This window comes from Haemophilus haemolyticus (assembly GCF_001008275.1).
Lineage (GTDB): Bacteria > Pseudomonadota > Gammaproteobacteria > Enterobacterales > Pasteurellaceae > Haemophilus > Haemophilus haemolyticus_P.
On record NZ_LCTH01000029.1, the window covers coordinates 75573 to 99504 of the forward strand.

Below are 23932 nucleotides of genomic sequence, written 5' to 3' on the forward strand. Positions count from 1 at the left end.
TATGCTAGTTTATTTACATATTTTTTTCGCCTTTTTAAGTTTGGCACTGTTAGTAATTCGTGGTGCAATGCAGCTTAATGGCAAAAATTGGCGTTCGATAAAATTATTAAAAATTTTACCGCACTTATCAGATACCTTACTGATTGTTTCTGGTGTTGTCATTTTATATCTCTTTGTTTTTGATATTGAATGGTGGTTGGTAGCTAAATTCGCATTACTGATTTTGTATATCCTGTTTGCTGCGAAATTTTTCAGTAAAAAAGTTTCTCAACCAAAAAGCATTTTCTTTTGGCTTGCTTGCGTAAGTTTTATTGGTGCGATGTTAATTGCCTATTTAAAATAACACGATGCCATCTCGCCAACTTCAAATTTTAATCAGTAAAACTTTGCCGCTTGTGCCTGATAACGTATTAATTATCGGTGAAAGCGGCATTGCTTTCTCTAAAGCAACGAATTTGCTCGGACAAGAATTTGAACATATTTTATTTGATGGACGAAATGGCATTCATCTTGAAGCGCTAGCTATTGCAGCAGGAACACTGAAAATGGGCGGAATGCTTTGTTTAGTGTTATCCGATTGGGAAAATTTATCTCAGCAGCCTGAGCAAGATAGTTTACGCTGGAATGGAAACCAGTCAGCAATTGCCACGCCTAATTTTATTGATCATTTTAAACAGTGCATTGAACGCTATCATTTCCCCATTTTAAGAGAGAAAAGTGCGGTTGAATTTCCTCCCATTTTTTATTCTAACGAGCATCACAAAAATGCCACGTTAGCGCAACAACAAATTATTGAGACTATTTTACAAGCCGAGCAGGATATTTATTTTCTAACCGCCAAGCGAGGAAGAGGAAAATCCGCATTATTGGGGATGCTTGCTAATCAAATTCGGGCGCCAGTTTATCTCACCGCACCGAATAAAAGTGCGGTGTATTCGGTTATTGAATTTTCAGAAGGAGGAATTGAATTTATCGCACCCGATGAATTGACTACTAGGTTACAAAATGAAGCAGAATTTAGTCAATCTGCTTGGTTGCTCGTAGATGAAGCCGCGATGATCCCATTGCCGTTATTGCAAGAATATTCTCAATATTTTCAACATATTGTCTTCAGTACTACAATTCATAGCTACGAAGGAACTGGACGTGGCTTTGAATTAAAATTTAAACGAAAAATTCACCGCACTTTTCAGTATTTTGAGCTTAAACAGCCCCTACGTTGGCAAGAAAATGATCCGTTAGAAGATTTTATTGATGCTCTTTTGTTGCTAAATGCTGAAGATGCTTTTCAGCAATTTCCTTTTCAGCCCCATCTCCCTTATCAAATTCGAGAAGTGCAAAAAACACAGCATATTGCAGAGTTTTATGGCTTAATGACATTGGCGCATTATCGAACGTCGCCACTCGATCTTCGTCGTTTACTGGATGGGGAAAATCAACGTTTTTATTTTGCCGAATATCAACAGAATTTGCTCGGTGCAATTTGGGCATTAGAAGAAGGAAATATGGCTGATGATGAGTTGATTATTCAAATTCAACAAGGCAAACGCCGCCCGAAAGGGAATCTTGTTCCACAGGCATTATGTTTCCATGAAAATTTATCTCAAGCCTGTAAATTACGATCTTTACGTATTTCTCGTATCGCAGTTCAGCCAAATTGGCAAAAACAGGGTATTGGTCAAAATCTAATGAAATTTATGGAAAATTCAGAAGTGGATTTTCTTTCAGTGAGTTTCGGTTACACTGACGAATTGGCAAAATTTTGGCAAAGATGCGGTTTTGTTTTGGTGCATTTAGGTGAACACCAAGAAGCGAGCAGTGGTTGTTATTCAGCGATAGCCCTTAAAGGTCTTTCCAAAGAAGGCTTGGCTTTAGTTGATACTGCGCACAAACAATTTCAGCGTAATATCCCTTTATCTTTTCATCCGTTCGCCATAAATTTGGAGCAAAATCAGCTTGATTTGCAGCTTGATGAGTTCGATTGGGTGAGCTTAAAAAACTTCGCTAATTTTCACCGCACTTTATTTTCTAGCCTTCCTGCGATAAGGCGTTTATTAAAATTAGCGGGCAAAGAAAATTTCCCATTAATTTCCGCTTATTTAACAAAAAAACAACTTCCCATTAACAAGAAAAAAGGCGTAGAATGTTTGCGTTTAGAAATTAAACAATATTTAGCGCGAGGAACTTCATGACAGAACAAACTGCAAAACCAAAAGGCTGGTTTAAACGCACACTTGAAAAATATGACAACTTCATTAAAGAATGGGGTTTAGATCAACCGAATTGTAGCTGCGTGCCTATGTCAGCAACAGAAGATGAAAATGGTAATTTGAAGAAAGAAGAATCTCCTTTAAAGAAATAAACATTAACTGTTTTTTTAAACAGTGAATTTATTGAAAAATAAGTCAAATTCCAGTACACTATGCGTCAATTTTTATACAAGATTGGCGCATTATTTATATTTATGAAAACGGCTTTTTTCGAACCTGATATTCCTACCCAACCCAATGATCACAAAATTTTAGGCAATGTATTACCCGGCGCAGATGCACTGGCGATTAGTGAAATTGCAGAGCAAAATCAAAATTTAACCGTAGTGGTGACACCAGATACACGAAGTGCAGTGCGTTTATCACGTGTTTTATCGGAATTAAGCAGCCAAAATGTATGCCTTTTTCCTGATTGGGAAACGTTGCCTTATGATACGTTTTCTCCCCATCAAGAAATTATTTCTTCTCGTTTAAGTGCGCTTTTCCATTTACAAAATGCGAAAAAAGGCATTTTCTTATTGCCGATTTCGACATTAATGCAACGCCTTTGCCCGCCACAATATTTACAACACAATGTGCTTCTGATTAAAAAAGGCGATCGCTTGGTCATTGATAAAATGCGCTTACAATTAGAAGCTGCGGGCTATCGTGCGGTGGAGCAAGTATTAGAACATGGTGAATACGCTGTTCGAGGAGCCTTGTTGGATCTTTTCCCAATGGGAAGTGCGGTGCCTTTTCGTCTCGATTTTTTTGATGATGAAATTGATTCCATTCGCACTTTTGATGTGGATACGCAACGTACTCTTGATGAAATTAACTCAATTAATCTTTTGCCAGCTCATGAATTTCCAACGGATGATAAAGGGATTGAATTTTTCCGTGCGCAATTTCGTGAAACCTTTGGTGAAATTCGTCGTGATCCCGAACATATTTATCAGCAAATCAGTAAAGGTACCTTGATTTCTGGCATTGAATATTGGCAGACGCTTTTCTTTTCTGAAATGGCGACTTTATTTGATTATTTGCCGGAACAAACGCTGTTTGTGGATATGGAAAACAATCAAATACAGGGCGAGCGTTTTTATCAAGATGCAAAACAGCGTTATGAACAACGTAAAGTGGATCCAATGCGTCCCCTTTTACCGACTGAAAAATTATGGCTTAATGTTGATGAAGTCAATCGTCGATTGAAATCTTATCCACGTATTACATTTAAAGCGGAAAAAGTGCGGTCATCGGTACGTCAGAAAAATTTACCTGTTGCCGCTTTACCAGAAGTAACCATTCAATCCCAGCAAAAAGAACCATTGGGACAATTACGTCAATTTATTGAGCATTTTAAAGGAAATGTACTGTTTTCTGTGGAGACAGAAGGTCGCCGAGAGACGTTGCTTGATTTGCTTTCACCATTAAAACTCAAGCCAAAACAAATTCAATCATTAGAGCAGGCTGAAAATGAAAAATTTAGCTTGTTAGTCAGCTCTCTTGAACAAGGTTTTATTATTGAACAATCGCTTCCTGTTGCGATTATTGGCGAAGCTAATTTACTTGGTGAGCGCGTTCAACAACGTTCTAGAGATAAACGTAAAACAATTAATCCTGACACGCTTGTGCGCAATCTTGCCGAACTGAAAATAGGGCAGCCAGTTGTGCATCTTGATCACGGTGTGGGGCGTTATGGCGGTTTGGTCACTTTAGATACAGGCGGCATTAAAGCAGAATATTTGCTACTAAATTATGCAAATGAATCAAAACTTTATGTGCCAGTGACTTCATTACATTTGATTAGCCGTTATGTTGGTGGTTCTGATGAAAGTGCGCCATTACATAAATTGGGTAACGAGGCTTGGGCGAAATCGCGCCAAAAAGCAGCGGAGAAAATTCGTGATGTGGCGGCAGAGTTATTAGATGTTTACGCACAACGTGAAGCGAAGAAAGGCTTTGCCTTTAAATATGATCGTGAAGAATTTCAACAATTTGCCGCAACTTTTCCTTTTGAAGAAACCTACGATCAGGAAATGGCAATTAATGCGGTAATTTCGGATATGTGTCAGCCAAAAGCAATGGATCGCCTTGTTTGCGGTGATGTGGGTTTTGGTAAAACTGAAGTGGCCATGCGCGCTGCGTTTTTGGCTGTGATGAATCATAAGCAAGTAGCAGTGCTAGTGCCAACCACACTGTTAGCCCAACAGCATTATGAGAATTTTAAAGATCGTTTTGCGAATTTGCCTGTGAACGTAGAAGTGTTATCGCGTTTTAAAACCGCAAAAGAACAAAAACAAATACTGGAAAATCTTGCAGAAGGGAAAGTCGATATACTGATTGGTACCCATAAATTAATTCAATCAGATGTCAAATTTAGCGATCTTGGCTTGTTGATTATTGATGAAGAGCACCGTTTTGGTGTGGGGCAAAAAGAGAAAATCAAACAGCTCCGTGCGAATATCGATATTCTTACGCTAACGGCAACGCCAATTCCGCGTACGCTCAATATGGCGATGAATGGTATTCGTGATCTTTCCATTATTTCTACGCCACCTGCTCGCCGATTAAGTATTAAAACCTTCGTTCGCCAGAATGACGATCTTGTTGTACGAGAAGCAATTTTGCGTGAAATCTTACGTGGCGGGCAGGTTTATTATCTTCACAATGATGTCGCAAGTATTGAAAATACAGCAGAAAAACTGACCGCACTTGTGCCTGAGGCTCGAGTGATTGTGGGGCACGGACAAATGAGAGAACGTGAGTTAGAACGTGTGATGAGTGATTTTTACCATCAGCGTTATAACGTATTAGTTTGTTCAACCATTATCGAAACGGGTATTGATGTGCCAACGGCAAATACCATTATTATTGAACGAGCGGATCATTTTGGTTTGGCTCAGTTGCATCAATTACGTGGACGAGTCGGACGCTCACATCATCAAGCTTATGCTTATTTGCTTACGCCACCGCCAAAAATGATGACAAAAGATGCCGAACGCCGTCTAGATGCGTTAGAAAATCTTGATAATCTTGGGGCTGGTTTTATCTTAGCTACTCACGATTTAGAGATTCGTGGCGCTGGCGAATTACTCGGAAACGAACAAAGCGGACAAATTGAAAGCATCGGTTTTTCGCTTTATATGGAATTATTGGATGCGGCGGTTAAAGCGTTAAAAGAAGGGCGAGAACCATCATTAGAAGAATTGACGCAACAACAAGCGGATATTGAATTGCGCGTACCCGCTTTATTGCCAGATGATTATTTAGGTGATGTGAATATGCGTTTATCCTTTTATAAACGTATTGCCGCAGCAGAGAGTAAATCCGAGTTAGACGAGTTAAAAGTTGAGTTAATAGATCGGTTCGGATTATTGCCTGATGCGACAAAAAATCTACTGCAAATTGCAGAATTGCGTTTGTTGGTTGAGCCGTTGAAAGTTGTGCGAATTGATGCAGGAACGCAAGGTGGTTTTATTGAGTTTTCACCAAAAGCACAAGTGAATCCGGATAAATTTATTCAATTAATTCAAAAAGAACCTATTGTGTATCGCTTTGATGGCCCATTGAAATTTAAGTTTATGAAAGACCTATCAGATAACAAAGTGCGGTTAGAATTTGTGGTAGATTTGTTGAAAGCAATTGCTTCATAAAAAAGAAGTCCGATCATCATGATCGGACTTTTTTATATATTAGGTGGAAGAATTATTGTACTAATAAGTAAAAATTGTTGTCTCCACGTAAAATATTTAAGGCTACAGCCGATGGTTCATCATCAAGTGCTTTACTTAATTCAGCCGTGTTTTCAACCAGTTGACGGTTTATACCAATAATAATATCGCCAGCTTTTAAACCACGTTGTGCAGCAAGCGAGTTCGGTTGAACTTTGGTGATTTCAATCCCTTTGATGCCTTTTGCATCATAGTTTTTCAATGTCGCGCCATCTAATGCAGGCAATTCCGTTTTAGAGGAAAGCTGATTTCCATCATCCGCTTGTAATTTCACTTTAACATCGTGAGATTTGCCATCGCGTAAGTAAGTTAAACTAATCTCTTTTCCTGCACCGGAGGTGGCGATTTTTGCACGCATTTCTGCGAAACTTGAGATTTTTTGACCGTTCATCGCCGTGATAATATCCCCTGCTTTAATGCCAGCTTTTTCAGCGGCTGATTTCGGCAATACTTCACTTACAAATGCGCCTTGTTGTGCGCTCACGTTAAAGGCTTTGGCTAAATCAGCATTGAGTTCGCCACCTTTAATACCAAGCAACCCTCTGCGTACTTCACCAAATTCTAAAATTTGTTGCACTAAATTATTTGCTTGATTACTTGGAATCGCAAAGGCAATTCCTGCATTACCACCGCTTGGCGAAATAATCGCGGTGTTGATGCCAATAAGTTCCCCATTTAGGTTGACTAATGCACCACCAGAATTACCGCGGTTTACTGCAGCATCGGTTTGAATATAGTTTTCATAAGCACCGCTATCAGAGCCAGTTGAGCGACCTAATGCAGAAACAATGCCTGATGTCACAGTTTGACCTAAACCAAATGGATTACCAATTGCAACAGTAAAATCGCCTACGCGTAATTTATCGGAATCAGCAAATTTGATTTCTGTTAAATTACTTGGTTTTTCAAGTTGTACTAACGCAATATCTGATTGCTCATCTTTACCCACTAATTTAGCTTTAAATTCACGCCCATCTTGTAATTGCACGGTAATTTTATCAGCCCCGTCAATAACATGATTATTTGTTAAAACATAACCTTTGCTCGCATTGATAATAACGCCAGAACCTAAACCACGGAAGTTACGTTTTGATTCACCGCGTCCACCAAATTGTTCAGCAAAACGATCACCGAAGAAGAATTTAAATTCCTCAGGAATATCGTCTTGAAAAGGAGAACGTGAATCAACTTTTGCTTTTCCTTCAACAGAAAGCGTCACCACCGCAGGTTGAACTTTTTCTAACATCGGTGCCAAACTATTTTGCTCTGAAATAAAACTTGGTAAATCAGCTTGAGCCACAAATGGTGTACTCAAGATACTTAATCCGAGTGCAATACTGCTTAATACAAAACGTGTTTTTTTCATAAAATACTCCAAAATAGATTTCAGATAACGTGCTCTATGAGACAAAGAAATAAAAAAAATGTTCAATCATGGATTTATTTCTAATATTTATTGAAAGTCCCTAAAGGAAATCGGAGCAGTACAAAAACGCCTTACAAGTAGCAAATTCTGCAAATTTATGGTCTAATACGCAGAATTTTCTAGTCAATAAAAAGGTCGAAAAATGAGCTGGATTAACCGAATTTTTAGTAAAGGTCCGTCTTCTTCTACTCGAAAAGCAAATGTGCCGGAAGGCGTGTGGACAAAATGTACTTCTTGTGAACAAGTACTTTATAGTGAAGAGCTTAAACGCAATCTTTATGTTTGCCCTAAATGCGGTCATCATATGCGTATTGACGCACGTGAGCGTTTATTAAAATTATTGGACGAAGGTTCAAGCCAAGAAATTGCGGCAGATTTAGAACCAAAAGATATTTTAAAATTTAAAGATTTAAAGAAATATAAAGATCGTATCAGTGCGGCGCAAAAAGAGACTGGTGAAAAAGATGCGTTAATTACCATGACTGGTACGCTTTATAATATGCCAATTGTTGTGGCTGCATCGAACTTTGCTTTTATGGGCGGTTCAATGGGGTCTGTAGTGGGTGCAAAGTTTGTTAAAGCGGCGGAAAAGGCAATGGAAATGAATTGTCCGTTTGTATGTTTTTCTGCAAGTGGTGGTGCACGTATGCAAGAAGCATTATTCTCTTTAATGCAAATGGCAAAAACCAGTGCTGTGCTTGCCCAAATGCGCGAAAAAGGTGTGCCGTTTATTTCGGTATTAACAGATCCAACTTTAGGCGGCGTATCAGCAAGTTTTGCGATGTTAGGTGATTTAAATATTGCCGAGCCAAAAGCTTTAATTGGGTTTGCGGGGCCGCGCGTTATTGAACAAACCGTACGTGAAAAACTTCCAGAAGGTTTCCAACGTAGTGAGTTTTTACTTGAGAAAGGGGCAATTGATATGATCGTGAAACGTTCAGAAATGCGTAAAACTTTGGCAAGTGTACTGAGTAAATTAACGAATCAACCTTCTCCTTTTGTAGAACCTGAACTCATTTCAGAAGATGAATAATATGCAACTTAAAGCCACTTCGCCACTCGCTGAGTGGCTTTCTTATTTAGAAAAAAGTCATTTTAAACCCATTGATCTTGGTTTAGATCGTATTAAATCCGTGGCAGAAAAATTGAATTTACTTCATCCTGCCCCTTATGTGATAACAGTGGGGGGGACGAATGGTAAAGGCACGACTTGTCGCTTGTTAGAAACGATTCTGCTTAATCACGGATTACGTGTGGGCGTGTATTCTTCGCCTCATTTACTACGTTATAACGAGCGAGTACGCATTCAAAATCAAGATTTACCCGATGAAGCACATACCGCCTCTTTTGCTTTTATTGATGAAAACAAAACAGAATCGTTGACTTATTTTGAATTTAGCACTCTTTCTGCATTGCATTTATTTAAGCAAGCGAAATTAGATGTGGTGATTTTAGAAGTGGGGTTGGGTGGCCGTTTAGATGCGACCAATATTGTGGATAGCCATCTTGCAGTGATTACTAGCATCGATATTGATCATACCGATTTCCTTGGGGATACCAGAGAAGCCATTGCTTTTGAAAAAGCAGGCATTTTCCGTGAAAATTGCCCTGTCGTGATTGGCGAACCTAATGTGCCACAAACAATGTTAGATCAGGCTGAAAAATTACATTGCCAAGTTTCTCGACGCGATGTGGATTGGTTATTTGAGCAAAATACTGAAAATTGGCAATGGCAAAATAAAAAAGTGCGGTTAGAAAATTTGCCGTTTTGTCAGATTCCATTGGCGAATGCGGCAACAGCTCTTGCAGCCGTTCAATGTTTACCTTTTGATATTTCAGAACAGACTTTGCGAAAATCTTTGCAAGAGGTGGAGTTGGTTGGTCGTTTTCAAGCAATAAAAGCAGAACGACGTGAAAAATTAGCGGATTATCTTGGCGTACCAGTTGAAACCTTGCCAACAATCATTGTTGATGTGGGGCATAATCCTCATGCTGCAAAATATTTATCTGAAAAATTGACCGCACTTAAACGTAACATAGAGGGCAAAATGATTGCCGTATGTGGGATGCTCAAAGATAAAGATGCAAATGGGGTATTTGCGCATTTAACGCCTATTATTGATGAATGGCATTGCGTAACCTTAGGTGGTTATCGCGGGCAGTCAGGCGATGAATTAGCAGAAAAATTGAAAAGTCATTTCCCACACGTTCAAGCTACATCAGATAATTCTGTCATGGATGGTGTGCGTACAGCACTCAAAAGTACGGTAAGAAATGATGTTGTTTTAGTCTTTGGATCTTTCCACACTGTAGCCGAATTTTGGTCGGTTGTAGAGTAAATATCAATTGATCTTATTTATCGGGGAGGGCAAAGGTTCTGGCTCTCCCAAGAAATAAGGCTCAACACCTAATATCAAATCGAAAACCGCTTTTATACGCGCAAAAACTTCTCTTATTCGAGTAGATAGATGTAATTCAGGTTGTTTTGCTACAAAACAAATTGCATCAATACCATGTGCTTTGGCAATTAAAAGTGCGCGTTCGCAATGAAATTTTTGGCTGACAATCGTAAATGTTTGTACTTGGAAAATTTTATCTGCGCGGATAACGGAATCTAGCGTACGGAAACCAGCAAAATCACGGAACATAGAGGCTTCAGATACGCCCATTTTTTGTAAATCACGAAACATTGCTCTTGGTTCGTTATATTGGACAGTGCGATTATCGCCACTTAATAAAAGGTAATTGACTTTTTGATGATCGATCAACTCTTTTGCAGCAGCTAAACGATACTCGTAATAAGCATTAGGTTTCCCACCAATAATATATTTCGATGTGCCCAGCACGAGAGCATATGCACGAGGGGGGAGTTCATCAATATTCGTGAATACCTTATCGCGCACATAAAAACTTACGCCTTTATCGACAAGCAAGCAAAGCATAATCAGTGCAAAGATTGTATAGAGCGATATACGAAAAAGTGCGGTTAATTTTGATGGTAATTTTTTTATTATCATGCCTGTAAACATAATGAAAAATTCCGCGCACTTCAAGGAGAATTTGATGGATTTTATGAATTGCATTGATGTGTGATAATTTAGCCGTTTAGACGGCTAAAATTTCTTGACAACCTAATCGACTTACTGATAGTTTAAGTGCCCTTCTCATTATTACAATAGGTTTCCAATGTCTGTGCAAAATGTAGTGCTTTTTGACACACAGCCTTTAACCATGACGCTTGGTGGCAAGCTTTCCCATATCAATGTCGCGTATCAAACTTATGGTACGCTCAATGCCGAAAAAAATAATGCGGTATTAATTTGCCATGCATTGACTGGCGATGCCGAGCCTTATTTCGATGATGGTCGCGATGGCTGGTGGCAGAATTTTATGGGCGCAGGTTTAGCATTGAATACCGATCGTTATTTTTTTATTAGCTCGAATGTATTAGGTGGTTGCAAGGGAACAACTGGGCCTTCATCAATTAATCCGCAAACGGGTAAACCTTATGGTAGCCAATTTCCTAATATCGTTGTACAAGATATTGTCAAAGTACAAAAAGCCTTGCTTGATCATCTTGGCGTTAGCCATTTAAAAGCTATTATTGGTGGATCTTTTGGTGGCATGCAAGCGAATCAATGGGCGATTGATTATCCTGATTTTATGGATAATATCGTGAATCTTTGCTCATCCATTTATTTTAGTGCTGAAGCCATAGGTTTTAATCATGTTATGCGTCAAGCGGTAATTAATGACCCTAATTTTAATGGTGGAGATTACTATGATGGTACACCGCCGGATCAAGGGTTGTCTATTGCGCGTATGCTAGGTATGTTGACTTACCGTACTGATTTACAGCTTGCAAAAGCTTTTGGACGGGCTACAAAATCAGATGGCAGCTTTTGGGGAGACTACTTTCAAGTTGAATCCTACCTTTCTTACCAAGGAAAAAAATTTTTAGAACGTTTTGATGCCAATAGTTATTTGCATTTGTTACGTGCGTTGGATATGTATGACCCAAGCATAGGGTATGAAAATGTCAAAGAGGCATTATCACGAATTAAAGCGCGCTATACATTGGTTTCTGTGACAACGGACCAGCTTTTTAAACCAGTGGATCTTTATAAAAGTAAACAGCTTTTAGAACAAAGTGGAGTCGATCTACATTTTTACGAATTCCCATCTGATTACGGACACGATGCGTTTTTAGTGGATTATGATCAGTTTGAAAAACGAATTATAGATGGTTTGGCGGGTAATTAGATATAAAAAAGTGCGGTGAAATTTGATCTTAACTTTAATTGTTGGTTTGTTTAGTCCAACTTTTAGGGTGCAGATCAGTTTTCACCGCTCTTTTATCTTATTTATTGCCTAATTGTGGCAATACTGAATCTTTAATTGCGCTTAATAAACCTGTTTGTGCATAGATGCCAAGTTTACCTCGGGTATCAGATACATCTAAATTGCGCATTGTTAATTGACCGATACGATCAATTGGATCAAATGGTGCATCTTCCACTTTTTCCATACTTAAACGCTCTGCTTCGTAGGTTAAGTTAGGTGATTCGGTATTTAAGATAGTGAAGTCGTTACCACGACGAAGTTCAAGTGTTACTGTACCTGTAATTGCTTTTGCCACCCAACGTTGTGCTGTTTCACGCAGCATTAATGCTTGTGGATCAAACCAACGGCCTTGGTATAACAAACGGCCTAAACGGATGCCATTAATACGATATTGTTCGATGGTATCTTCATTGTGAATACCGGTTACTAAACGTTCGTAAGCGATATGCAATAATGCCATCCCCGGTGCTTCATAAATACCACGAGATTTGGCTTCAATTATACGGTTTTCGATTTGGTCAGACATCCCTAAGCCATGACGTCCACCGATACGATTGGCTTCTAGAATAATATCAACTGCATTATCAAAACGTTTACCATTTAATGCGACAGGGACGCCTTCTTCAAAAGTGATGGTTACTGTTTCTGGTTTAATTTCTACCTTATCATCCCAAAATGCGACACCCATAATTGGTTTAACAATTTTCATGCCAGTGCTTAATTGCTCCAAGTCTTTTGCTTCATGGGTTGCACCCAGCATATTGGAATCGGTCGAGTAGGCTTTTTCAACGGACATTTTATAGTCAAAACCATGTTCGATAAGAAATTGAGACATTTCAAAGCGGCCACCAAGTTCTTCAATAAATTGCGCATCTAACCAAGGTTTATAGATTTTTAAATTCGGGTTTGTTAATAAACCATAACGATAGAAACGTTCGATGTCATTCCCTTTGAATGTAGAGCCATCCCCCCAAATATTTACATCGTCTTCTTTCATTGCTGCAACAAGCATTGTGCCAGTTACGGCTCGACCAAGTGGAGTCGTATTAAAGTAAGGAATTCCGCCTGTAGAAATATGGAATGCACCGCATTGAATTGCCGCAATGCCTTCATGAGCAAGCTGAGCACGACAATCAATTAAGCGAGCATTTTCTGCACCATATGCCATCGCTTTTTTAGGGATTGCGCTGTAATCATCTTCATCAGGTTGACCTAAATTGGCGGTGTATGCATAAGGTACTGCACCTTTTTGACGCATCCAAAGTAATGCTGCGCTGGTGTCTAAGCCGCCAGAGAACGCGATACCGACTTTTTGCCCTTCAGGTAAATGTTGTAGAATTGTATTTGACATATCTTTTCCTTGTTTATAATTTAGATTGAATAATTAATCATTTTATTTGAATAAAAAGTCACTTAAATATAACCGCACTTTTTATGTTTGTCTAGCCTTTTATGTATTAAGGCTGAAAATCTTTAGTTGTCATCATGCATAAAAATCCCTGCTATAAATAGCAGGGATTTTGATCTCTATTTTGTTAATAAATCCAGCGCTTCCTGATATTTATCAACTGTTTTCTGAATAATATTTTCTGGCACTTTCGGTGCTGGCGCTTGTTTATTCCACCCGCTATTTTCTAACCAATCGCGTACAAATTGTTTATCGAATGATGGAGGATTAATCCCTTCTTGATAAGTATCGATAGACCAAAAACGACTAGAGTCTGGTGTTAATACCTCATCCATTAAGGTGAGCGTGCCATTTTCATCTAAACCAAATTCAAATTTTGTGTCGCAAATAATAATGCCTTTAGTCAGTGCATATTCTGCAGCAGCAGTATAAAGTGTGATCGCTTTTTCTTTTACTTGTGCGGCTAAATCAGCTCCGATGAGTTTTTCACATTCTGCATAGCTGATATTTATATCATGATTGCCAACGGCTTCTTTACTTGATGGGGTGAAAATAGGTTCTGGTAATTTACTGGCTTCAACTAAGCCTTCAGGTAATTTTAATCCGCAGATGGTTCCAGTTTGTTTGTAATCTTTTAAACCACTGCCAGTTAAATAGCCACGTACGATAGATTCAATTTTAATGGGATTCAAACGTTTACACACTACAGCGCGATCTTTGATTAAATCGGCTTCTTCTTTTGGCAACACATCATAAACACTCTCACCAGTGAAATGATTCGGCATAATGTGAGCAAGTTTGTTAAACCAAAAATTGGAAATTTGAGTCAGGATTTTGCCTTTTCGTGGAATGGGATCATCTAAAATAACATCAAACGCAGATAAGCGGTCAGAAGCAACCATTAGCATACGTTTATCATCGATTTCATAGAGATCGCGTACTTTACCTGAATAGATTTTTTTTAGACTTAGAGTGGGGAGTTGTTGTGTCATCGTTTTGCACCTGTATGAAAGTAAAAACTGGCGCGTATTGTACCGCACTTTTAAAGCAAACGTTTGCTATTTTTTTAAAGAAATAAAAAAATCCCCTGAAATTTCAGGGGATGTGTAGTTTTTTCGCTTCAAAATATTTGCTTACTATTAGAAATATACCGCGATTAATTATTGTGCGGGTGGATTTGGGTTATCCAATACATCCCAGACGCTTTCTTGTCGAGGAGCAATTTCGGTTTCAGCTGGTGGAGTAGCTGGCGATGGAGACGTCGTTGATGTGCCTCCGCAGAAATTCTGCCCATTATTCACCCAAACTGGGATCACTCGATTGCTGTCACAATCCCAGCTGCCATGTTGGGTAATACCAACCCATTTTATATTCGCAGGTTTATTTAGCTTCAATTTCTCAATATAAGTATGGCTTAAATAATCTTTATAAATCTGTAATGCGCCTGATGCGCCAGTAAGTTTTGTTTCGCCATTATCATCTCGACCAAGCCAAACTGTGCTGATATTTTTTCCATCGATCCCCACAAACCAAGTATCACGCGCATCATTTGTTGTCCCTGTTTTACCGGCTAAACGTAAATCCGCGTAATCATTTTGTAAGCTACGAGCTGTACCACGTTCAACAGTTTGTTGCATCGCAAATAACGTTTGGAATGCGGCTTCTTGTGGAACCACTTGCTTTGCGGTTTTATCATGTTGATAAATGATATTTCCTTGACGATCCGCAATGGTATCGACGGTTGTGAGTTCAATCCGTCCACCTTGATTCGCAATAGTTTGATAAAGTTTAGTTACATCATAAGGTGAGATAGTATAAGCCCCGAGCAACATAGCAGGCACTTTTGGAATTTCCACATTATCCCATCCCATCGCTTTTTGTGTATCAATGACTTTGCTCAAGCCGACTTTCATCCCAATATTAACAGTCGGAATATTTAAAGAACGTGCTAAGGCATCCATTAACATCACTGAACCGCTATATTTTTTATCATAGTTGCGCGGCTGCCACGGCGGGCTACCTTTAACATTAATCGTAATTGGCTGGTTATTAATTGGGGTATTCAAACGGAACTGTTCAGGATTCGAAAGTGCGGTCAAATAAATAGAAGGTTTTACTAAAGAACCAATCTGACGTTTTGCCATTAATGCACGATTAAACCCCGCATATTGCGTTTGTAACCCCCCCACTACCGCACGAATTTCACCCATGCGGTAATCCGCAACAATCATGGCACTTTCTAAATATGGATTTTTAGTTTTCAGTTGTAGTTGTGAAACTGTATTCACCACTGCATTTTCTGCTTGGGCTTGTTGTTTTAAATCCATTGTGGTGAAAATCCGTGCGCCAAGTAAGCTAGATATTTTATGTTCGCCTAGTTCACGACGTAAATCTGCCTGTAAAGTTTGAATAAATGACGGATATTTACGGGAGATTTGTCCTTTTTGTTGAACACCTAAAGGTCGTTGGCTTAATAATTGGTAAAGTTCATCACCGATCATTTTATGTTCAAGCATGAGCTTTAAAACAACATTACGACGTTCTAAGGCGTTTTGAGGATTGCGCCAAGGATTATAAAGTGAAGGACCTTTGACCATCCCAACTAAAAGTGCAATTTGATCTAAGCTAATTTCACGAATCGAACGACCAAAATAGAATTGGCTAGCTAATTCAAAACCGTGAATTTGTGTATCGCCATTTTGTCCGAGATAAATTTCATTGAGATAGGTTTCGAGAATACGATTTTTATCATAACGCCAATCTAACACCAATGACATCAAGGCTTCGTTCGCTTTACGGGTAATCGTACGCTCGCTTGATAAAAATAAATTTTTCACGAGTTGTTGAGTGAGCGTACTACCGCCTTGTACCGTTTGCCCCGCACGGATATTGGTAATTAATGCTCGTATAATCCCCACTGGGTTTATACCATGATGATCATAAAAACGGCGATCTTCCGTTAAAATTAAGGCATCAATCAATAAGCGCGGGTAATTTTGTAAAGGAATTGCAAGGCGATCTTCATTATCAGATTCCAACATCGCAATCAATTTTGGTGCTAGGCGAAACTCATCGATAGCTTTTACGGCAACGAGATCTTCAATTCGATTAAGTTTGTTATCGACAAAACGTAAACGTAAAATTCGTTGTGGTTCTGGTTTATCAGGGAAAGGGAAAGCGCGGCGAAGAACCACAATGGTATCATCTTCTAATTTGAAATCGCCTGGTGCAGCTACCATGGTCGTTTGGCGATATTCGTTATCTAATAAAATTTGAATTATTTCATCGAAAGCGAGATTATCTGAAATTTTCACACTTTCAATACGGCTATACACTTCAGCAGGCAAACGCCAAATTTGTCCGTCCATTTTTGAACGGATTTGCCAATCTAAATATCCGCCATAAAATACGGTTAATACCGCACCAGTAAACGCGACTTTTAATAGAAAGCTTTTAAAAGAACTGCGTGTTTTAGGTGTTTTTTCTTCGGGACTTTTTTGAACGTTTTCGGTGGTCATAGTCGGTTAAGAGATAAAATCAACATAAGCTTCGAGGAAATGGATAAAATCTTGCGTGCCACAAAAAGCAACGCTTTCTTCATCATAATAATGAAAATCGTCTTCCAAAATTTCATCTGTTTCAATGGCGAGATTATTCGCTCGCACCATTACTTCATCAGCATCTAAAAACAAAGTATATTCAGCGCCGATTAAGATCTCTTCTTGATTTTCAGAGAGTGATTGCGCAGTAGAAAGTGCGGTCAAAATCGCCTTTGGATTTGACCGCACTTCTGTATTGAACCAGTTAGCAAGAGCAATGTGTTCCATCGAACATTTTACGGATACATTGCCTTGATAATGTGTAAATTGAAAATCCATCTTAGATACTAAAGGAGGAACCACAGCCACAAGTGCTGGTAGCATTTGGATTATTTACAGTAAAGCGTGAACCTTCTAAACCTTCTGTGTAATCGACGGTACCACCGATTAAATACTGTAAACTCATTGGGTCAATCACAAGTTGAACCCCAGATTTTTCAATCGTTAAATCACCTTCATTCACTTTTTCATCAAAAGTAAAACCATATTGGAAACCGCTACAGCCACCACCCGTGATATACACGCGTAATTTCAAATTAGTATTTTCTTCTTCGCTGATTAAACTTTTTACTTTATTCGCTGCTGCATCCGTAAATGTCAATGGTACTGCAATGTTATCTGTCATAATTATTTCCCGCTTCCCGAAAATTTGAATTCCGTTATTATCTAATAACCATTTACTCCATTCAAGTGTAATCCAGTTTTTTCCTAGAAATCGTGCTATAATCTGACAAAATTTTTTTCAAAAAAGGTGAAATAAAATGGCTATTCCAATTAGAACAGAAAAAGAAATTGTAAAACTACGTGAGGCCTGCAAATTGGCTTCGGATGTACTGGTGATGATTGAACCTTACGTAAAAGCAGGAGTAACCACAGGCGAGCTTGATCGCATTTGCCATGAATATATGGTGAATGAACAAAAGGTTATCCCAGCGTGTTTGAATTATCATGGTTTCCCAAAGGCTACCTGTATTTCCATTAACGAAGTTGTCTGTCACGGTATTCCAAGTGACGATAAAGTGCTAAAAAATGGCGATATTGTGAATATTGATGTCACGGTGATTAAAGACGGTTATTTTGGTGATAACTCAAAAATGTATATCGTGGGCGGAGAAACGAATATTCGTAGTAAAAAATTAGTGGAAGCGGCACAAGAAGCCCTATATGTGGGATTGCGCACAGTAAAACCAGGTATTCGTTTAAATGAAGTAGGTAAAGCCGTGCAAAAATATACTGAAAGTCAAACTTTCAGTGTTGTGCGTGAATATTGCGGACATGGTGTTGGTACAGAATTTCACTGCGAACCTCAAGTGTTGCATTATTACGCAGATGATGGCGGTGTAATTTTAAAACCAGGCATGGTGTTTACGATTGAGCCAATGATTAATGCGGGAAAAAAAGAAGTGCGTGTTATGGGTGATGGTTGGACAGTAAAAACCAAAGATCGTAGCCATTCAGCACAATATGAACATCAACTTGTTGTCACAGAAACTGGTTGTGAAGTAATGACTATTCGTGATGAAGAAATTGCAGAAGGTCGAATTTCGCGGATTATGGTGAATGTGTAATTGACATAAAATTATAAGATAAGGGCGTAGATATACGCCCTTTTTGTTTTTCTTTATAATAAAGCAACTTTGATTTAACAAAAGGCAATTAATATGCTGTTTTCTCCGACACTATCTTCTCCTTTAACACCAAATGCGGTCAAAATTGAGCGAGAAAATCTCAAGCAATTTGAGCTCGAGAATTTTTCTCGTTATTCCATTTTTGAGCTGATTGAAAATCGCAGTGATTTTTATGATGCATTATTGATTCAACTTTGGCAGGAAATGGGATTAAGTGAACAACTGGGAATTTCTTTAATTGCGGTGGGCGGTTATGGACGGCGTGAGATGTTTCCTTTGTCAGATTTAGATTTTTTAATTTTGGTCGAGCAAATACCTAGCCCAGAAATTGAAGAAAAAATCACTCAATTTATCCAATTTTTATGGGATTGTGGCTTTGAGGTGGGACATAGTGTTCGAACCTTAGAACAATGCGAATTGGAAGGAAAACAAGATATTACGATTGCCACCAATTTATTAGAAGCTAGATTTCTCACTGGAAATCGACCGCACTTTGGTGCGCTAAATGAATTGGTAAAACGTGCTGATTTTTGGTCGAAAGAAGATTTTTTTAATGCCAAAGTGCAAGAGCAAATAGAACGTTATCAGCGTTATCACAATACGGCTTATAACCTTGAGCCAGATATTAAGTACAGCCCCGGTGGCTTGCGTGATTTGCATTTGTTGTATTGGGTGGCGTTGCACCATTCGGGAGCGCTGACTCTTGAGGCCATTTTACAAAGTGGTTTTATTTATCCTCAAGAATATCAGCAACTACAAGAAAGTCGTGCATTTTTATTTAAAGTGCGGTTCGCTTTGCATTTGATTTTGAAACGTTACGATAATCGTCTGTTGTTTGATCGCCAAATTAAAGTCAGTGAATTGTTGGGTTTTCTAGGGGAAGGCAATCAAGCTGTGGAAAAAATGATGAAATGTTTTTTCCAAGCATTGCACCGAATTTCGCTGATTAGTAATTTGTTGATTCAGCATTATCGAGAAAATGTGCTTTCATCAAATCAGGACAGCGTGATTCATCAGTTAGACGATGATTTTCAACTGATTAACCAATGCTTATGTTTGCGTAATAGCCTTGTTTTTCAAGAAAAACCAGCGAGAATTTTAGATCTATTCTTTTATTTAACGCAGTACGAACAGGCCAATATTCATTCTGATACCTTGCGTCAATTACAAATTTCCTTAGAGCAATTACCACAAAAATTATGTGAAATTCCTGCTGCTCGGGAAAAATTTCTGCGTTTGTTTAATCAACCTAATGCGATTAAGCGTGCATTTATGCCGATGCACCAATATGGCGTATTAACAGCGTATCTTCCCCAATGGCAAGCCATTGAGGGCTTAATGCAATTTGATTTGTTCCATATTTATACGGTGGATGAGCATACATTGCGTGTGATGTTGAAATTGGAAAGTTTTCTGTCACAGGAAAGTGCGAAAGAACATCCCATTGCTCATCGAATTTTTAGCCAACTTTCTGACCGCACTTTGCTTTATATTGCGGCGTTATTCCACGATATTGCAAAAGGGCGGGGCGGCGATCACGCAGAACTTGGCGCAGAAGATGTGGCAGACTTTGCGCAATTACATGGTTTAGATCGCCGAGAAATTGATACCCTTGCTTGGCTCGTAAAATCTCATTTGCTGATGTCAATTACGGCGCAACGCCGTGATATTCATGATCCTGAAGTGGTTATGAATTTTGCGGAAGCCGTGCAAAATCAAGTTCGATTAGATTATCTCACTTGTTTAACGGTGGCGGATATTTGTGCAACCAATGGTAATTTGTGGAATAGCTGGAAACGTTCGCTTTTTGCCTCTTTATATGAATTTGCAGAACACCAATTTGCACAAGGGATGAAAGAATTGCTTGATTACTCAGAAAAATCGGCAGAAAACCGACAACTTGCACAACAAATTTTAACGCAGGATTATTCCCATATTGCACTAATCTCTATTGAGCAATTATGGACTCGTTGCCCTGAAGATTATTTTGTACGTAATACGCCAAAACAAATCGCGTGGCATACAAGTTTGCTGGTGGATTTCGCTGAGGCATTATTAGTGAAAATTAGTAATCGCTTTTCACTTGGCGGCACGGAAGTATTTATTTATTGCCAAGATCAACCGCACTTATTTAATAAAGTCGTGAGTACTATAGGCGCAAAAAAATTCAGTATCCACGATGCGCAGATTATTACGACACAAGATGGTTATGTTTTTGATAGCTTTATCATCACAGAACTTAACGGTGAATTAGTGGAATTTGATCGTCGCCGAGAATTAGAGCAAGCCCTAACAGTAGCCCTTCAAAGTGAAAAATTACCCGCACTTTCTATTGCGCCGAATCGTCAGCTTCAACACTTTACTGTACAAACCGACGTACGTTTTTTACACGAAAACAAAAAAGAGCATACTGAAATGGAACTGGTTGCGTTGGATAAACCGGGGTTATTAGCGCAAGTGAGCCATATTTTTAGTGAGCTAAATCTCAATTTATTGAATGCGAAAATTACCACTGTGGGCGAGAAAGCCGAGGACTTTTTTATTTTGACGAACCGATTTGGGCAAGCACTTGCAAGAGAGGAAAGGGAAAGATTGAACAGTGTTATTATTCAGCGAATTAGGTGAATATTTATACTCTCTAATAAAATAAAGAACAAAAAATATCCAATTGCACTTTTTCTTGTTTTTTTCGATTTGATTGATTTTTTTGTGTGATACAAATAAGATACTTTTCAGTTTGTAGGTGTACAACGAGTTTTGTATTGTTTGCTCATAACTGTTGTACTTAAATCTTAAATATCGGAGTTTATATGAATAATATTTATAAAGTCGTGTGGAACGCTGGTTTGCAAATGTTCCAAGTTGTATCTGAATTAGCAAAAGGAAAATCAAAATCAAAACGTTGTAGATCGCAAGTTTTGACACATTACCTCCCAGCCTTAACATTTTCTTCTCTTTTCTTATTTTCAACAAATAGTTTTGCTGCTGATTCTGAAATTGAGCAGTTAAAACAAGATATTGATACTTTAAAACAAGAAATTAATACACTTAAAACACAAAAAATTAAATATGTTAGTGTGAAATCAGATAATACATCGGAAGAAAGTAATGTTAATAATGATGGTGCGAAAAAATTGGGTTCAATTGCTATTGGCGATGGCGCATTAGCAAATATAGATAATAGTATTTCAATCGGTAAAAATGCTGGAAAAGGTTCATCCTCATCAGAAAATGGACAAATTGGAAACATTTTTTTAGGTTATGGTGCTGGTGAAAATAGTAAGGACTCTATCAATGTTTATATAGGTTATTCTGCTGGCTCTAATGCTTCAGGACATAATAATTTAGCTTATGGTAATACTGCGGGAAAAGGCATAAAAGGAGATCATAATATCGGAATTGGTTTTAATTCTAGTCTTTTGGTAAGTGGTAATAATAATGTCGCCTTGGGGCAAAATTCAGGTACAAATATTAAGGGAATTAATAATACTTCTATTGGCTCAATGGCTAATAATTTTAATAAAACTACTGAATTTAATTATTCAGTTGCTTTGGGTTTTCAAAGCGAAACTACAGCTTCAAAGGCTACAGCATTAGGACCTGCGGCGAAAGCTAAACAAGAGGGAGCATTAGCCATCGGTTTTGCAGCTAAAGCAAATGCCGTAAACAGTGTGTCAATCGGTACAGGAGCCTCTTCTAAAGAAAATGCAGTAAACAGTGTGTCAATCGGGACAAGCTCCTCTTCTAACATTGAAACCTCGGTTGCTTTAGGATTTGATTCTGTAAGTAATCGTTCTATAGATACGATTGGTTATGATTTTTCAGAAATAAATACTAAAAATGGGAGTTTCGTTGGAGATATAAAAACTGAAATAGATAGAGTTAATGGAGAAATTTCTCCTTTGGAAGAGAAAATTAATGAACTTCAAGCTGAACTTTCACAATTAGAAGATAAAAAGAAACAACTAAAAAATGAAAATAATACAACTGAGTTAGGCGTTGTTGAAAATAAAATTACACAGAATAGACAAGAAATAGCGGAAAAAAAGAAAGAACTAAATAAGAAACAAGTGGAAAAAAATAAAATTCGCTCTACTTGGAAAGGCACATTAGGTGCTGTTTCTATTGGTGATACACAATATGGTGAAACACGTCAGATTATTAGCGTTGCCGCAGGTACGGAAGACACCGATGCAGTAAATGTTGCTCAATTGAAATCATTAAAAAACGCAGGTTTAACATTTGCGTTGAATGATTATGATAAAGATCAAGCAGATAGTACCAAAGATAAACTAATTACAAAAGAAATTGGCAGTATTTTTCAGATTCAAGGCAAAAGTGATTTAGTTTATAACGATGCTAATAAAGCTAAGTACACTTCTGATAATTTAGTGACATTTAACGACGCTGGAGTATTGCGTATTGGAATGTTGAAATCTCCAAGTTTTACTGGCGTTACATTGGGAGAGGGCGATAAAACAGTTTCACTTACCGCTGATGATGGTGTTTTAAAAGCGGGAGGTAAAACAATTTTCACAGAAGATAACTTTAAAATGTTTTTTACAAAACTTTATACTTTTGAAGGTGGCTTGAAAACAGAAGATAAAGACGGAAAAACCGTTGTTTCATTGAATAAAGAAACCATTAAGCAAATGCCTGAATTGAAAGGCGAAAAAGGTGATAAAGGCGCTGACGGTAAATCTGCTTATGATGCCTGGAAAGCGAAAGATGGCAATCAAGGTAAAACCGAAGAGGAATTCTTAACTTCACTTAAAGGTACAAATGGTACAAATGGTGTTGACGGTAAATCTGCTTACGATCTATGGAAAGCGAAAGATGGTAATCAAGGTAAAACCGAAGAGGAATTCTTAACCTCAATTAAAGGTGCTAAAGGTGACCAAGGTGAAAAAGGTGCTGACGGTAAATCTGCTTATGATGCCTTGGAAAGCGAAAGATGGTAATCAAGGTAAAACCGAAGAGGAATTCTTAACCTCAATTAAAGGTGCTAAAGGTGACCAAGGCGAAAAAGGTGCTGACGGTAAATCTGCTTATGAAAGTTGGAAAAAATTACCAGCTAATCAAGGTAAATCAGAAACTGAATTTGCTGAGATGTTAGGTGGCGGAGCGAGTAAAGTAGAGTTACAACAGCTTCGTACTGAACACGATAGCTTGAAAGCACAAATCCGCAAAGATCAGCAATCTATTCAACAACTCGATCGCAATATGCAAAAAATGAATAAAGACTTGCGGGCAGGGATTGCGGGGGCAACAGCGATTGCTTTCTTGCAAGGGGGAAATTTTGCTGGAGAGTCTGCGGTTTCTGTGGCAGTTGGCACTTATAAAGGAGAACACGCGTTAGCGGTCGGTTACGGCAGACGTTTAACCAATAACAAAATTGAGATTAAATTGGGTGCGAGTGTCAATAGCCAAAGCGATGTTAATGCGGGCGGTAGTGTAGGATACCACTGGTAAAATAAGGATAAGAGTAAAAGTGCGGTCAATTTGGACCGCATTTTTTATAAAAATACGGGCGTTGAAGTGAAA

General features: G+C 38.4%; 18 protein-coding genes. 11 read left to right on the forward strand and 7 right to left on the reverse strand.

Annotated elements, in window-relative coordinates; genetic code table 11:
* Window position 1 precedes the first annotated feature (1 nt).
* The 4 genes from AAX15_RS04370 (at window position 2) to mfd (ending at window position 5905) form a co-directional block, all read left to right on the forward strand.
* The gene (locus AAX15_RS04370) at window positions 2-343 is read left to right on the forward strand and encodes a SirB2 family protein (protein WP_046939299.1); all 342 of its coding nucleotides are present in this window, start codon (window positions 2-4) and stop codon (window positions 341-343) included.
* 4 nt (window positions 344-347) lie between these two features.
* Window positions 348-2192 (forward strand): tRNA(Met) cytidine acetyltransferase TmcA, encoded by a 1845-nt coding sequence (locus AAX15_RS04375; protein WP_046939300.1) that lies wholly within the window; start codon window positions 348-350, stop codon window positions 2190-2192.
* The gene (locus AAX15_RS09530) at window positions 2189-2362 is read left to right on the forward strand and encodes a DUF5363 domain-containing protein (RefSeq protein ID WP_196296041.1); all 174 of its coding nucleotides are present in this window, start codon (window positions 2189-2191) and stop codon (window positions 2360-2362) included. Before AAX15_RS04375 ends, AAX15_RS09530 begins: the two co-directional genes overlap by 4 nt.
* Before the next feature lie 102 nt (window positions 2363-2464).
* Complete coding sequence (mfd, locus tag AAX15_RS04380; RefSeq protein WP_046939326.1) at window positions 2465-5905, forward strand: transcription-repair coupling factor; 3441 nt, start codon at window positions 2465-2467, stop codon at window positions 5903-5905.
* Between the two features lie 52 nt (window positions 5906-5957).
* Here the strand turns inward: mfd and AAX15_RS04385 are convergent, their stop codons facing one another.
* Complete coding sequence (locus tag AAX15_RS04385; protein ID WP_046939301.1) at window positions 5958-7349, reverse strand: DegQ family serine endoprotease; 1392 nt, start codon at window positions 7347-7349, stop codon at window positions 5958-5960.
* 202 nt (window positions 7350-7551) lie between these two features.
* On the opposite strand from AAX15_RS04385, the gene accD reads away from it, so the two are divergent.
* Complete coding sequence (gene accD / locus AAX15_RS04390; RefSeq protein ID WP_046939302.1) at window positions 7552-8442, forward strand: acetyl-CoA carboxylase, carboxyltransferase subunit beta; 891 nt, start codon at window positions 7552-7554, stop codon at window positions 8440-8442.
* A gap of 1 nt (window position 8443) precedes the next feature.
* On the forward strand, window positions 8444-9748 hold the full coding sequence (folC, locus tag AAX15_RS04395) for a bifunctional tetrahydrofolate synthase/dihydrofolate synthase (protein WP_046939303.1): 1305 nt from the start codon (window positions 8444-8446) through the stop codon (window positions 9746-9748).
* Between the two features lie 3 nt (window positions 9749-9751).
* On the opposite strand, the gene AAX15_RS04400 is transcribed toward folC, so the two are convergent.
* Window positions 9752-10438 carry a SanA/YdcF family protein gene (locus tag AAX15_RS04400; RefSeq protein ID WP_046939304.1) on the reverse strand — a complete coding sequence of 229 codons (687 nt, stop codon included), beginning with the start codon at window positions 10436-10438 and terminating at the stop codon, window positions 9752-9754.
* 157 nt (window positions 10439-10595) lie between these two features.
* Between AAX15_RS04400 and metX the strand changes: the two genes are divergently transcribed.
* Window positions 10596-11672: a homoserine O-acetyltransferase MetX gene (gene metX, locus AAX15_RS04405; RefSeq protein WP_046939305.1), complete on the forward strand. Its 1077-nt coding sequence runs from the start codon at window positions 10596-10598 to the stop codon at window positions 11670-11672.
* 97 nt (window positions 11673-11769) lie between these two features.
* Here metX and argG read toward each other — a convergent pair whose 3' ends face one another.
* The 5 genes from argG to erpA form a co-directional block, all read right to left on the reverse strand.
* A complete protein-coding gene (argG, locus tag AAX15_RS04410; RefSeq protein ID WP_046939306.1) occupies window positions 11770-13104 on the reverse strand; it encodes an argininosuccinate synthase in 1335 nt (444 codons plus the stop codon).
* A 176-nt stretch (window positions 13105-13280) separates the two neighbouring features.
* Window positions 13281-14153 (reverse strand): phosphoribosylaminoimidazolesuccinocarboxamide synthase, encoded by an 873-nt coding sequence (locus AAX15_RS04415; protein WP_046939307.1) that lies wholly within the window; start codon window positions 14151-14153, stop codon window positions 13281-13283.
* A 168-nt stretch (window positions 14154-14321) separates the two neighbouring features.
* Window positions 14322-16679 (reverse strand): penicillin-binding protein 1B, encoded by a 2358-nt coding sequence (gene mrcB, locus AAX15_RS04420; RefSeq protein ID WP_046939308.1) that lies wholly within the window; start codon window positions 16677-16679, stop codon window positions 14322-14324.
* 6 nt (window positions 16680-16685) lie between these two features.
* Complete coding sequence (locus AAX15_RS04425; RefSeq protein ID WP_046939309.1) at window positions 16686-17039, reverse strand: YacL family protein; 354 nt, start codon at window positions 17037-17039, stop codon at window positions 16686-16688.
* Between the two features lies 1 nt (window position 17040).
* Complete coding sequence (gene erpA, locus AAX15_RS04430; RefSeq protein WP_005632606.1) at window positions 17041-17385, reverse strand: iron-sulfur cluster insertion protein ErpA; 345 nt, start codon at window positions 17383-17385, stop codon at window positions 17041-17043.
* A 136-nt stretch (window positions 17386-17521) separates the two neighbouring features.
* On the opposite strand from erpA, the gene map reads away from it, so the two are divergent.
* The 4 genes from map (at window position 17522) to AAX15_RS04450 (ending at window position 23860) form a co-directional block, all read left to right on the forward strand.
* Complete coding sequence (map, locus tag AAX15_RS04435) at window positions 17522-18328, forward strand: type I methionyl aminopeptidase (RefSeq protein ID WP_005632605.1); 807 nt, start codon at window positions 17522-17524, stop codon at window positions 18326-18328.
* Window positions 18329-18421: 93 nt separating this feature from the next.
* Window positions 18422-21013, forward strand: a complete 2592-nt coding sequence (glnD, locus tag AAX15_RS04440) for a bifunctional uridylyltransferase/uridylyl-removing protein GlnD (RefSeq protein WP_046939310.1) — start codon at window positions 18422-18424, stop codon at window positions 21011-21013.
* A 185-nt stretch (window positions 21014-21198) separates the two neighbouring features.
* Window positions 21199-23349, forward strand: a complete 2151-nt coding sequence (locus AAX15_RS09690; RefSeq protein WP_046939311.1) for an ESPR-type extended signal peptide-containing protein — start codon at window positions 21199-21201, stop codon at window positions 23347-23349.
* The gene (locus AAX15_RS04450; protein WP_046939312.1) at window positions 23321-23860 is read left to right on the forward strand and encodes a YadA C-terminal domain-containing protein; all 540 of its coding nucleotides are present in this window, start codon (window positions 23321-23323) and stop codon (window positions 23858-23860) included. The genes AAX15_RS09690 and AAX15_RS04450 overlap by 29 nt, the downstream gene beginning before the upstream one ends.
* Window positions 23861-23932: the final 72 nt, after the last annotated feature.